This window comes from Streptacidiphilus sp. PAMC 29251 (assembly GCF_054208735.2).
Genome location: NZ_CM135725.2, coordinates 4,120,378 through 4,131,718 on the forward strand (window position 1 = coordinate 4,120,378; position 11,341 = coordinate 4,131,718).

Annotated in this window: 11 protein-coding genes; 4 read left to right on the forward strand and 7 right to left on the reverse strand. The window is 72.5% G+C overall.

The window, feature by feature from the left end:
- Window positions 1-184 precede the first annotated feature (184 nt).
- Genes hutI through hutU form a run of 4 tightly spaced genes read right to left on the reverse strand, consistent with a single transcriptional unit; the run spans window position 185 to window position 5,617 of the window.
- Window positions 185-1,363 carry an imidazolonepropionase gene (hutI, locus tag ACXKR8_RS19275; RefSeq protein WP_458274137.1) on the reverse strand — a complete coding sequence of 393 codons (1,179 nt, stop codon included), beginning with the start codon at window positions 1,361-1,363 and terminating at the stop codon, window positions 185-187.
- Window positions 1,360-2,709: a formimidoylglutamate deiminase gene (locus tag ACXKR8_RS19280; RefSeq protein ID WP_458274138.1), complete on the reverse strand. Its 1,350-nt coding sequence runs from the start codon at window positions 2,707-2,709 to the stop codon at window positions 1,360-1,362. Before ACXKR8_RS19280 ends, hutI begins: the two co-directional genes overlap by 4 nt.
- On the reverse strand, window positions 2,700-3,941 hold the full coding sequence (locus ACXKR8_RS19285; RefSeq protein ID WP_458274139.1) for an allantoate amidohydrolase: 1,242 nt from the start codon (window positions 3,939-3,941) through the stop codon (window positions 2,700-2,702). The genes ACXKR8_RS19280 and ACXKR8_RS19285 overlap by 10 nt, the downstream gene beginning before the upstream one ends.
- Window positions 3,942-3,946: 5 nt before the next feature.
- A complete protein-coding gene (hutU, locus tag ACXKR8_RS19290) occupies window positions 3,947-5,617 on the reverse strand; it encodes a urocanate hydratase (protein WP_458274140.1) in 1,671 nt (556 codons plus the stop codon).
- Between the two features lie 159 nt (window positions 5,618-5,776).
- Between hutU and ACXKR8_RS19295 the strand changes: the two genes are divergently transcribed.
- Both ACXKR8_RS19295 and ACXKR8_RS19300 read left to right on the forward strand, forming a co-directional pair.
- On the forward strand, window positions 5,777-6,190 hold the full coding sequence (locus tag ACXKR8_RS19295) for a DUF6325 family protein (protein ID WP_458274141.1): 414 nt from the start codon (window positions 5,777-5,779) through the stop codon (window positions 6,188-6,190).
- A 25-nt stretch (window positions 6,191-6,215) separates the two neighbouring features.
- Window positions 6,216-6,548, forward strand: a complete 333-nt coding sequence (locus ACXKR8_RS19300) for an SHOCT domain-containing protein (protein ID WP_462100598.1) — start codon at window positions 6,216-6,218, stop codon at window positions 6,546-6,548.
- Between the two features lie 78 nt (window positions 6,549-6,626).
- Here the strand turns inward: ACXKR8_RS19300 and ACXKR8_RS19305 are convergent, their stop codons facing one another.
- Together ACXKR8_RS19305 and ACXKR8_RS19310 are read right to left on the reverse strand one after the other, a co-directional pair.
- Window positions 6,627-7,202: a hypothetical protein gene (locus ACXKR8_RS19305; RefSeq protein WP_458274143.1), complete on the reverse strand. Its 576-nt coding sequence runs from the start codon at window positions 7,200-7,202 to the stop codon at window positions 6,627-6,629.
- A gap of 89 nt (window positions 7,203-7,291) precedes the next feature.
- Window positions 7,292-8,188, reverse strand: a complete 897-nt coding sequence (locus ACXKR8_RS19310; RefSeq protein ID WP_458274144.1) for a MurR/RpiR family transcriptional regulator — start codon at window positions 8,186-8,188, stop codon at window positions 7,292-7,294.
- Window positions 8,189-8,398: 210 nt separating this feature from the next.
- Here ACXKR8_RS19310 and ACXKR8_RS19315 point away from each other — a divergent pair, with 210 nt between their 5' ends.
- On the forward strand, window positions 8,399-8,794 hold the full coding sequence (locus ACXKR8_RS19315) for a hypothetical protein (protein WP_458274145.1): 396 nt from the start codon (window positions 8,399-8,401) through the stop codon (window positions 8,792-8,794).
- A gap of 55 nt (window positions 8,795-8,849) precedes the next feature.
- Here ACXKR8_RS19315 and hutH read toward each other — a convergent pair whose 3' ends face one another.
- Window positions 8,850-10,436: a histidine ammonia-lyase gene (gene hutH, locus ACXKR8_RS19320; protein ID WP_458275023.1), complete on the reverse strand. Its 1,587-nt coding sequence runs from the start codon at window positions 10,434-10,436 to the stop codon at window positions 8,850-8,852.
- Window positions 10,437-10,506: 70 nt separating this feature from the next.
- On the opposite strand from hutH, the gene fdhD reads away from it, so the two are divergent.
- Window positions 10,507-11,334 (forward strand): formate dehydrogenase accessory sulfurtransferase FdhD, encoded by an 828-nt coding sequence (fdhD, locus tag ACXKR8_RS19325; RefSeq protein WP_458274146.1) that lies wholly within the window; start codon window positions 10,507-10,509, stop codon window positions 11,332-11,334.
- The last annotated feature ends 7 nt before the right edge of the window (window positions 11,335-11,341 follow it).

The window sequence follows — 11,341 nt, forward strand, 5'->3', positions numbered from 1 at the left end:
AACACCGCGGGGCCGACCTCCCCGGCCGAGGTCCACCAGGACTATTCTGTGATCGGCGCCACGGTGCCGTGCGGGCCGACCGCCCTTGTTCTCCTAGCCGTGGACGGGGCGGTCGGTCTTGTGCTGCCGCTTATTGACGACCCGTCAGATTTAGAAGTCAAGGCAAAGGGGCGGACGCTCTGCGTCAGACCGCGCGGACCCCGGCCGCCCACACGGCCGCCACCAGCGGGACTCCCGGCCGGTAGGCGAGGTGGACGTGGGACGGAGCGTCCAGCAGAACCAGGTCCGCCCGCGCCCCGATCGTGACCCGGCCGACGTCGGTACGCCGCAGCGCCGCCGCGCCGCCGGCCGTCGCGGCCCAGAGCGCCTCGTCCGGAGTCATCCCCATCTCCCGCACCGCGACCGCGATGCAGAACGGGACCGAACTGGTGAAACTGGAACCGGGGTTGCAGTCGGTGGAGAGGGCCACCGTCGCCCCCGCGTCCAGCAGTCGGCGCGCGTCCGGGTAGCGGGCGCGGGTGGAGAACTCCGCGCCGGGCAGCAGCGTCGCCACGGTGGTGGCCGAGGCCGCGGCCAGGGCGTCGACGTCGGCGTCGGTCAGATGGGTGCAGTGGTCCGCCGAGGCCGCGCCCAGCTCCACCGCCAGCTGCACGCCGGGGCCCTCGGTCAACTGGTTGGCGTGGATCCGGGGAATCAGACCCTTGGCCGCGCCGGCCAGCAGGATCGCCCGGGCCTGCTCCCCGTCGAAGGCGCCGCGTTCGCAGAAGACGTCCACCCAGCGGGCGTGCGGGGCGCAGGCGTCGAGCATCGGTCCGGTCACCAGGTCGACATAGCCGGCCGGGTCCTCGGTGAACTCGGGGGCCACCACGTGGGCGCCGAGATAGGTGACCTCGTCGGTGTGCCGGCCGGCGATCCGCAGGGCGCGGGCCTCGTCCTCGACGGTGAGGCCGTAGCCGGACTTGCACTCGATCACCGTGGTGCCCTGCCGCAGCGCCTCCCGGACGTAGCGGGCCACATTCGCGTCCAGCTCGGCGTCGGTCGCGGCGCGGGTCGCCGCGACGGTGGTCCGGATGCCGCCCGCGGTGTAGGCCTGGCCCGACATCCGGGCGTTGAACTCCGCGGTGCGGTCCCCGGCGAAGACCAGATGGGAGTGCGAGTCGACAAAACCGGGGACGACGGCCCGTCCGGCCGCGTCCACCACCTGGTCGGTCCCGGTGGGTGCGGCGGCGGCCGGGCCGACCCAGGCGATCCGGTTCCCCTCGACCACCACGGCGGCGTCGGCGAGCAGGCCCAGCGGGCCGGTGCCGAGCTCGGGGTCGTTGCTGACCAGGCTGCCGATACCGGTGATCAGGGTGCTGCTCATGGGCGGGTGTTCCTCACGACGGAGATGGCTCGGGCGAGCGCCGGGCCCACCTCGGGGACGGTCTGGTGCACCCCGTCGCGGACCACCACCCGGCCGCCGACCACCACGTCCCGTACGTCGGCCGAGGTCGCCGCGAAGACCGCAGTCTCGGCGCCGAGGCGGGGTTCGGGGCCGGCCGTGCGGGGGGTGTCCAGGGCGATGGTGCAGAAGTCGGCGAGCGCGCCCGGCGCCAGCCGGCCCGCCTCGGGCCAGCCCAGCGAAGCGTGGCCGTCCTCGGTGGCGGCGCGCAGCAGCGCGGCGGCGGTCCAGTGGCCGCGCTGGTGGGTGGCCAGCCGCTCGTTCAGCTCCAGCGCCCTGGCCTCCTCGAACGGGTCGATGATCGCGTGGCTGTCGCTGCCCAGCGAGATCGGGCTGCCGGCCGTGGCCAGCCGCCGGGCCGGGCCGATGCCGTCGGCGAGGTCGCGTTCGGTGGTCGGGCACATGCAGATCACCGTGGCCGAGCCGCTGAGCAGTTTGATGTCCGGGTCGGTCAGATGGGTGGCGTGCACGGCGGAGGTACGCGGCCCCAACGCGCCGTGCTCTGCCAGCAGTTGAGTGGGCGTCACACCGTGCGCGAGCTGGCAGGCGTCGTTCTCGGCGGTCTGCTCGGACAGGTGGACGTGCAGCGGGGCCTGCCGTTCGGCGGCCCAGTCGGCGACGGTGGCGAGCTGGTCGGCGGGCACCGCCCGGACCGAGTGGATCGCCGCGCCCAGCCGGGCGTGCGGGCGGGGTCGCAGCGCGCCGACCCGCTCCGCCCAGGCCTCCGCGTCACCGTCGCTGAAGCGCCGCTGGTGCCGGTTCGGGGCCTCGCCGAAGCCGGAGGAGAGGTAGCAGGCGTCCAGCAGGGTGATCCGGATCCCGGCCCGGGACGCGGCCTCGACCAGGGCCTCCCCCATCGCATTGGGGTCCGCGTAGGGCACGCCGCCGGGCCCGTGGTGCAGGTAGTGGAACTCGCCGACGGCGGTGATCCCGGCCAGCGCCATCTCCGCGTACACCGCGGTGGCCAGGGCGAGATAGCTGTCCGGGTCGAGCGCCTCGGCGGTGCGGTACATCATGTCGCGCCAGGTCCAGAAGGTCCCGCTGCCGACCTGGACGGTGCCGCGCAGCGCCCGGTGGAAGGCGTGCGAGTGGGCGTTGGCCATCCCGGGCAGGGCCAGCCCGGTCAGCACCGTCGCCCCGGCCGGGGCCGGGCCGCTGTCCGGGGTGACCGAGCCGATCCGGCCGTCCTCGGTCACGGTGATCAGGACCTCGGCCTCCACCACCGGGTCCAGCCAGGCATACGGGGCCCAGTAGCGGGTTACCGGCATGTGAGGTCCTCCAGGACGTCGGCGAGCGCCGCGGTACCCGCCAGGCAGTCGGCCTCGCCCGCGAACTCGCTCGGGGAGTGCGAGACACCGGTCGGGTTGCGGACGAACAGCATCGCGGTGGGAATGACCGAGGACAGGATGCCCGCGTCATGGCCCGCACCGGTCGGCAGCACCGGGGTGCCGGCGCCGAACACGGCCGCGAGCCGGTCCCGGAGCAGCACGTCGAAGTCGACGACCGGGGTGTAGGACTCGCGGACGATCTCGGCCCTGACCCCGTCCCGCTCGGCCCGCTCGGTGGCCGCGAGCGTGATCTCCTCGACCAGCGCCGTCAGCGTGGCCTCGTCGGCCGCCCGCGAGTCCAGCCAGCCGCGCACCAGCGAGGCGATGGCATTGGTGCCGTTGGGCTCCACACTGACCTTGCCGAAGGTGGCCAGGGCGCCGTGCAGCCTGGCCTTCTTCCGGGCCGCGAGCACGGTGTTGGCGTAGGTCAGCATCGGGTCGCGGCGGTCCTCGAGCCGGGTGGTGCCGGCGTGGTTGGCCTCGCCGTGGAAGTCGAAGCGCCAGCGGCCGTGCGGCCAGATCGCCGAGGCCACGCCGACGGAATGGGGCGTCTCGGCGAGGAACCGGCCCTGCTCCACATGCAGTTCCACATAGGCGGCGACCCGGGAGAGCCGTTCGCTGTCCTTGCCCAGGCCGGACGGATCCTGTCCGGCCGCCTCCATCGCGTCCGGCAGCCGGGTGCCGGCGGCGTCCCGCAGCTCGAACGCCTGATCCTTCGTCAGAACCCCGGCGGTGAGCCGGGATCCCACGCAGGCGACGCCGAAGCGGGCGCCCTCCTCGTCCACGAAGTTGGTGATCGCCAGCGGGCGGACCGGCCGGAAGCCGCGCTCGCGCAGGGCGTCCAGCGCGGCGAAGGACGAGACCACGCCCAGCGGGCCGTCGAAGGCGCCGCCGTCCGGGACCGAGTCCAGGTGCGAGCCGGTGACGATGGCCCCGTCCGCCTGCGGATCGCCGTACCAGGCCCACTGGTTGCCATTGCGGTCCAGCTCGTAGGTCAGGCCGCGATCTGCGGCCTGCTGTTCGAACCACGCCCGGCACTCCGCGTCGGCGGTCGTCCAGGCGTGCCGCCGGTACCCGCCGGACGCGTCGAAGCGTCCGACCGGGAGCAGCTCGGACCACATCCGGCGGTGGGCGTCGGCAGCGGACCCGAGCTGCTCCTCGATCGCACTCATGGTGGTTACTCGCCCTCGCGCATCGGGATACGAACGCCGCGCTCGTCGGCGGTGGTCTCGGCGATGTCATAGCCGGCGTCCACGTGCCGGATCACACCCATGCCGGGGTCGTTGGTGAGCACCCGGCGGATCTTCTCACCGGCGAGCTTGGTGCCGTCGGCGACGGTGACCTGACCAGCGTGGATCGAACGGCCGATGCCGACGCCGCCGCCGTGGTGGATGGAGACCCAGGACGCGCCCGAGGCGACGTTGACCATGGCGTTGAGCAGCGGCCAGTCCGCGATCGCGTCCGAGCCGTCCAGCATGGCCTCGGTCTCGCGGTACGGGGAGGCGACCGAGCCGCAGTCGAGGTGGTCCCGGCCGATCACCAGCGGTGCGGAGACGGTGCCGTCGGCGACCATCTCATTGAAGCGCTCGCCGGCCTTGTCGCGCTCGCCGTAGCCGAGCCAGCAGATCCGGGCAGGCAGGCCCTGGAACTGGACCCGCTCGCCGGCCATCTTCATCCAGCGGTGCAGCGACTCGTTCTCCGGGAAGAGGTCCAGCACGGCCTTGTCGGTGGCTGCGATGTCCTTGGGGTCGCCGGACAGCGCCGCCCAGCGGAACGGGCCCTTGCCCTCGCAGAACAGCGGGCGGATATAGGCGGGAACGAAGCCGGGGAAGTCGAACGCCCGGGTGTAGCCCGCCAGTTGGGCCTCACCGCGGATCGAGTTGCCGTAGTCGAAGACCTCGGCGCCCTTGTCCTGGAAGCCGACCATGGCCTCGACGTGCTTGGCCATCGCCTCGCGGGCACGCAGGGTGAAGTCGGCCGGCTTCTCGGCGGCGTAGCTCGCCATGTCATGGAAGTCCATGCCGATGGGGAGGTAGGCCAGCGGGTCGTGGGCACTGGTCTGGTCGGTGACGATGTCGATCGGCGCGTCCATCGCCAGCAGCTGCGGGACCAGCTCGGCGGCGTTGCCGAGCAGTCCGATGCTGAGCGGCTTGCGCTGGTCACGAGCCTCGACGGCGAGCTCCAGGGCGTGCTTGAGGCTGGTCGCCTCGACGTCCAGGTACTTGTGCTCGATCCGGCGGGTGATCCGGGACTGGTCGCAGTCGATGACGATGGCCACGCCGTCGTTCATGGTGACCGCGAGCGGCTGGGCGCCGCCCATGCCGCCGAGTCCGGCGGTGAGGGTGATCGTCCCGGCCAGCGTCCCGTTGAACTTCTTCGCGGCGACGGCGGCGAAGGTCTCGTAGGTGCCCTGGAGGATGCCCTGGGTGCCGATGTAGATCCAGGATCCGGCGGTCATCTGCCCGTACATGGTGAGGCCGAGGTGCTCCAGGCGGCGGAACTCCTCCCAGTTGGCCCAGTCGCCGACCAGGTTGGAGTTGGCCAGCAGCACCCGCGGGGCCCACTCATGGGTCTGCATCACGCCGACCGGACGCCCCGACTGGACCAGCATGGTCTCGTCCTGCTTCAGCGTCTGCAGGGTGCGCACCATGGCGTCGAAGGAGCGCCAGTCGCGGGCGGCCTTGCCGGTGCCGCCGTAGACGACGAGCTTGTCGGGGTGCTCGGCCACCTCCGGGTCGAGGTTGTTCATGAGCATCCGCAGGGCGGCCTCCTGCTGCCACCCCTGGGTGCTGAGGGTGTTGCCGCGGGCCGCGCGTACGGGTCGCGGGCCGCTCTGGTGCTGCGTCATGACTCTCCCGGCCGGTTCGATGGATAGGTCCATTCAGATGCTTCTCTTCTGAAGATATCCAATCACGCGAGGCGGCACCAGGGTCAAAGAGTCCGCTATGTCCATTTCATTGCTATATAGACCATATGCTGACAAGCACCGAACCGAGAGGAGAGCCTCATGGGCCCTGTGGAATTCCTGGTGCTCGCCTTTCCGGCTGAGCAGATCGGCGCCGACGTCATCGCCCCCCTCGCCGCGCTGCGCAGGTCCGGCGGCGTCCGGGTACTCGACACCCTGGTCGTCACCAAGGCCGCGGACGGCACCGTCAGCGCCGCCGAACTCGCCGACCTCGACCAGCTCAAGGGGGCGCCGACGGATGCCGACTCGATCAATCTGATGGGCGAGGAGGACGCGGCCGAGGCCGCCGAGCTGCTGGAGCCCGGCAGCAGCGCGCTGCTGATCCTGGTCGAGCACGTCTGGGCCACCGAGGCCGCCGAGGCGTTCCGCAGCGCGGGCGGCCGGGTCGCCGCGTCGGTGCGGATCCCGCCGGAGCACATCACCGAAGCGCGCCAGGCGCTCGCCAACGCTAGTTAGGGATGTAGCCGTCATGTTCCGACCGATGCGACCCGTCATCGTCCGCCGCCCGATGGGCGCCCCCCTGCTGCGCGGCGCGATCCTCGGCGGCGCGGCCTACGGCCTGGGCCGGAATGCCGCGCGCAACGCCCAGCAGGACGCCGACCAGGACCAGGCGATCGCCGACCTGGAGGCCGCCCGGCAGGCGCCGCAGCCCCCGGCTCCGAATGCCTACTACCACCCGCCCGCGGCTCCGGCCGCCGCCGCAGGGGGCACTGACCTGACCGCCAAGCTGGCTCAGCTCGGCACGATGGTGCAGCAGGGGCTGCTGACGCCGGAGGAGTTCACTGCGGCGAAGGCCAAGCTGCTCGCGAGCTGACGCCCCTCCCCCGAGAACGACCGTGCACCCCGGAGTCTGCGCCGGGGTGCACGGTTCTCATCTGCGGATCTGCTGCGGTCAGGCCCGGCGCACGCTTCCCGCGCCGCGGACCACCGGGCGGCGGACCTGGCCGGCCGCGGGCCCGGTCGCGGCGAAGGCGCCGATCCGGCTGCGGCGGCCGAGCAGCCGGCTGTCCTCGGTGCGGGCCCAGACCAGGGTCTCGTGCTTGTGCTCCCAGCGGGCCTGCAGCCGGGTCGCCAGGAACAGTCCGAGGCCGTAGCCGAACACCGCCATCCCGGCGGCGGGGCCGCCGGCCACCCCGAGCGCGGAGGTCGCCGACATGCCGACCAGCAGCCAGATCGAGTGGCCCCGGGCCAGCCGGTGCCTGGTCTCCGCCGGGGGTTCCAGGGTGACCGCGAACGCGGCCTTCTCCAGCGTCCGGGCCCGCCCGGCGTACCAGCGGTAGCGCTGGAGCAGCCCGATCAGGACGAACAGGACGCCTGCCGCCGCGCCGATCTCCACCCCGCGCTGCCGGCCGGTCAGGCTGGGGATGATCAGCCCCGCCACCGCACCGACCAGGCCGATCCACAGCAGCGTGCGCGCCACCGCCCCACGGATGACCACCACACGTGCCAGCGCATATGTACCGCGCATCGGAACCCTCCCACCCTGCCGAACCGTCACGATTGGGCGGGACGATAGCGCGAAAGAGTGAGGATTGCCTGAAAGCCCGCACGACCGGCTCAGCCGACGAAGAGGCCCCGCGCCGACGCCGCCTGCTCGAAGTCCTCCAGTCGGGACACCGCCCCCGGCAGCTCGTCGCACATCGCCTGGAGCAGCACCCGGCCCAGCATCATCGGCGCGCAGGCGGTGTCGAAGATCAGGCTGGAGCCCACCGCGGCCGGGAGCATCAGGTCGGTCAGCCCCGCGACCGGGGCGAACGCGCTGTCCGCCACGGTGACCACGGTCAGTCCGGCCCGCTTGGCGGCGGTCAGCGCGTCCAGCAGCTCGCGCGGGTGCCGGGGCAGGGCGAAGCAGATCAGCGTGGTCGCGCCCGCCTGCGCCGCCTGCTCGATCCGGTCCAGCAGCATGCTGCCGCCCTCGTTCAGCAGCCGGACGTCCGGGTGCACCTTCGCCGCGAAGTAGGCGAAGCCGTGCGCCTGCGCCGCCCCCGCCCGCAGCCCCAGGACCAGCAGCGGACGCGAGGCCGCCAGCAGCCTGGCCGCCCGCAGCACCGGTTCCGGGTCGGCCAGCACCGAGGCCAGGTGCTGCAGGTTGGCGATCTCGGTGAGCACCGCCTGCTGCTGCTCGTTGCGGACCACGTCCTGCTGGGTCTCGCGGCGGGCGTCGACCGTCTCCGGGTCGCCCAGGCCGAGTTCACGCAGCTGCCGGCGCAGGGCCGGGTAGCCGTCGAAGCCGAGGGCGACCGCGAAGCGGGTGACCGAGGGCTGGCTGACCCCCGCCAGCTCGGCGACCTCCACGCTCGACAGGAACGGCGCCTCGGCGGCGTTGCGCACCAGGCTGTGCGCGATACGCCGCTGGGTGGGCGTCAGCCGGTGCCCGTCGAACAGCCGGAGCAGCCTGCCGGAGGGGCCCGGCGCGATCGCATCCGTCTCGGTGAGTGGCGGTGTGGTGGGCATCGCACTCCCCTCCTCGGCTCTTCCGAGCCCTACTGGGACCCTCATGAGGCTCCACTGAACAGTGGACCTGACATTCACTCTGCGTTGACTCTGCATGACTCCATGCAGAGTCGGCAAGTGCCGTCTTGACAGCCGGACGGCCCTGACCTTTCCCTGACTTGACCCTGAGAAGGGGTCTCAGCAGGCCTCCGGCTCCCTAGTCTCGTAGCCATGCAGACTGGCGAGAGCGAGACCAAGAAGGACCTTCGGGCCGCGGTCCTCACCGCACAGGAACTCGGCCCCGACTACGAGAACGAGATTCTGGACGGCTTTCTGCAGCGTCTGGACCAGCGGATCGACGCCCAGATCGCGGTACGGGTGCGCCGCGAGCTGGGGGTGAACCCGGTCGAGCAGCGGCAACAGCAGCAGCGGGGCGGACGGTCGGCGAACGCCTTCCAGTACCTGTCGCTGGTGCTGGCGGTGCCGCTGTCGGCGATCGGCGCCAGCCTGGGGCATCTGCCGGGGCTGGTCATCGCCTGGGGCGGGATCGTCGGCCTCAACTTCGTCCAGCTGCGCAGCCAGCGGCAGGAGCAGCGGTCGGAGCGGCGTGGTGACGACTGGGACTGACCAGTCGTCACCACGCCACTGACGCCCGCTGACGCCGCCTCAGGCTGACGCAGGCTCAGGCCAGCCGGCCGGTCACCGCTTCGACCGCCGCGACCAGGCCGCCGCCGGCCACGAAGGCCTCGGCCGCGTCCAGGTCCGGAGACAGGAAGCGGTCGGTGCCCGGGCCGCCGACGCCCGCCGCGCGAGCCGCGGCGACCGCGGCGGCGGTGGCCGGGGCCAGCGGTCCGGTGCCGCCACCGGCGCCCTGCTGGTTGGCGCGGATCTCCAGGGCGCGGGCCGAGGCGGTCAGCTCCACGGCCAGGATCCGGGCCAGGTTGTCCACCGACTGACGCAGCTTGCGCGCGGCGGACCAGCCCATCGAGACGTGGTCCTCCTGCATCGCCGAGGACGGGATCGAGTCCACCGAGGCCGGGACGGCGAGCCGCTTGTTCTCGCTGACCAGCGCCGCCTGGGTGTACTGGGCGATCATCAGGCCCGAGTCCAGGCCCGGGTCGTCGGCGAGGAACGGCGGCAGGCCGTGCGAGCGGTTCTTGTCGAGCAGCCGGTCGGTGCGGCGCTCGGCGATGGAGCCCAGGTCGGCGGCGGCGATGGCGAGGAAGTCCAGCACATAGGCCACCGGGGCGCCGTGGAAGTTGCCGTTGGACTCGACCCGGCCGTCCGGCAGCACCACCGGGTTGTCCACGGCGGCGGCCAGCTCGCGCTCGGCGACCAGGGCGGCGTGGGTCAGCGTGTCCCGGCCGGCGCCGGCCACCTGCGGGGCGCAGCGGACCGAGTAGGCGTCCTGGACCCGCGGGGCATCGTCCTGGTGGTGGCCGGTGAGGCCGGAACCGCCCAGCACCCGGAGCATGTTGGCGGCGCTGGCGGCCTGGCCCGGGTGCGGCCGGATCGCCTGCAGCTCGGGCAGCAGCACCTTCTCGGTGCCGAGCAGCGCCTCCAGCGACATCGCCGCGGTGATGTCGGCGGTGGTGAACAGCCGGGCCAGGTCGGCGATGGCCATCAGCAGCATGCCGAGCATGCCGTCGGTGCCGTTGATGAGGGCCAGGCCCTCCTTCTCGGCCAGCTCGACCGGGGTGATCCCGGCCTCGCCGAGCAGTTCGCCGGCCGGGCGGATCTCGCCGTCCGGACCGTAGGCCAGGCCCTCGCCCATCAGGGTGAGCGCACAGTGCGACAGCGGGGCGAGGTCGCCGGAGCAGCCGAGCGAGCCGTACTCGCGGACCACCGGGGTGATCTCGGCGTTGAGGATCGCGGCCATGGTCTCGGCCACCAGCGGGCGGACCCCGGTGCGTCCGGAGGCGAGGGTCTTCAGCCGCAGGAACATCAGCGCGCGGGTGACCTCGCGCTCGACCTGCGGGCCCATCCCGGCGGCGTGCGAGCGGACCAGCGAGCGCTGCAGCTGGGCCCGGAGCGGCCGGTCGATGTGGCGGACGGCGAGGGCGCCGAAGCCGGTGGAGACCCCGTAGACGGGCCGGGGCTCGGCGGCCAGCGCGTCGATACGGGCCCGGGAGCCCGCCATCTCGGCGAGCGCGTCGCCGGAGATCTCGATCCGGGCGTTGCCCCGGGCGACGGCGATGACATCCGCCGGAGAGACATCCGCCTTGCCGACGACAACCTTGTCGACCGGCTGGTTCACCACGTTGTGCATATCCATATGCATTATCACAGCAGGTGAATGGCAATATGACAACCAGGCCAGGCCAGATACCGTGGGCTGCATGGGACGAACGACGACACGCCGCCGTGTGGTGCGGCTCCAGGACCAGAAGAGCACCGTCCGGCCGGACTCGCTCGCGGCCGAGGAGCCGCTGGAGATCCGGATCGGCGGCGAGGCGCTGACCGTCACCATGCGCACCCCCGGCCATGACTTCGACCTGGTGGCCGGCTTCCTGGTGAGCGAGGGCCTGGCGGCAGGACCGGACGACCTCCGAGCCCTGCGCTACTGCGCCGGGACGGACGCGGACGGGCAGAACACCTACAACGTGATCGACGCCGCGCTCGCCGGCCCGGCCGCGGTCCCGGTCTCGCTGCACCGCAATCTACTGACCTCCAGCGCCTGCGGCATCTGCGGGCGGGAGACCATCGAGTCCATCCGCAGCCGGGTCCCGCACGACCTCACCGCCGACGGCCTGCGGATATCCGCCGACACCCTCTACGGCCTGCCGGACGCCCTGCGGGCCCAGCAGAAGGTCTTCGACTCCACCGGCGGGCTGCACGCCGCCGGGCTGTTCACCGCCGACGGCGAACTGCTCTGCCTGCGCGAGGACGTGGGCCGGCACAACGCCGTGGACAAGGTGGTCGGCTGGGCGCTGCGGGAGGGCCGACTGCCGCTGCACGGCCATCTGCTGATGGTCAGCGGCCGGGCCTCGTTCGAACTGACCCAGAAGGCGGCGATGGCCGGGATCCCGCTGCTGGCCGCGGTCTCGGCCCCGTCCTCGCTCGCCGTGGACCTCGCCACCGACCTGGGGCTGACCCTGGTCGGCTTCCTCCGCGACCGCAGCGCCAACGTCTACAGCGCGGCCGAGCGGATCACTGTGGCCGACTGAGCCCCAA

Excerpts from the sequence above, each read along its gene's own strand:
- ACXKR8_RS19280 (WP_458274138.1), bottom strand. The coding sequence starts at position 2,709 with ATGCCGGTAACCCGCTACTGGGCCCCGTATGCCTGGCTGGACCCGGTG.
- ACXKR8_RS19315 (WP_458274145.1), top strand. The coding sequence starts at position 8,399 with ATGCAGACTGGCGAGAGCGAGACCAAGAAGGACCTTCGGGCCGCGGTC.
- hutI (WP_458274137.1), bottom strand. The coding sequence starts at position 1,363 with ATGAGCAGCACCCTGATCACCGGTATCGGCAGCCTGGTCAGCAACGAC.
- hutU (WP_458274140.1), bottom strand. The coding sequence starts at position 5,617 with ATGACGCAGCACCAGAGCGGCCCGCGACCCGTACGCGCGGCCCGCGGC.
- ACXKR8_RS19285 (WP_458274139.1), bottom strand. The coding sequence starts at position 3,941 with ATGAGTGCGATCGAGGAGCAGCTCGGGTCCGCTGCCGACGCCCACCGC.
- ACXKR8_RS19305 (WP_458274143.1), bottom strand. The coding sequence starts at position 7,202 with ATGCGCGGTACATATGCGCTGGCACGTGTGGTGGTCATCCGTGGGGCG.
- fdhD (WP_458274146.1), top strand. The coding sequence starts at position 10,507 with ATGGGACGAACGACGACACGCCGCCGTGTGGTGCGGCTCCAGGACCAG.
- ACXKR8_RS19300 (WP_462100598.1), top strand. The coding sequence starts at position 6,216 with ATGCGACCCGTCATCGTCCGCCGCCCGATGGGCGCCCCCCTGCTGCGC.
- ACXKR8_RS19310 (WP_458274144.1), bottom strand. The coding sequence starts at position 8,188 with ATGCCCACCACACCGCCACTCACCGAGACGGATGCGATCGCGCCGGGC.
- ACXKR8_RS19295 (WP_458274141.1), top strand. The coding sequence starts at position 5,777 with ATGGGCCCTGTGGAATTCCTGGTGCTCGCCTTTCCGGCTGAGCAGATC.
- hutH (WP_458275023.1), bottom strand. The coding sequence starts at position 10,436 with ATGCACAACGTGGTGAACCAGCCGGTCGACAAGGTTGTCGTCGGCAAG.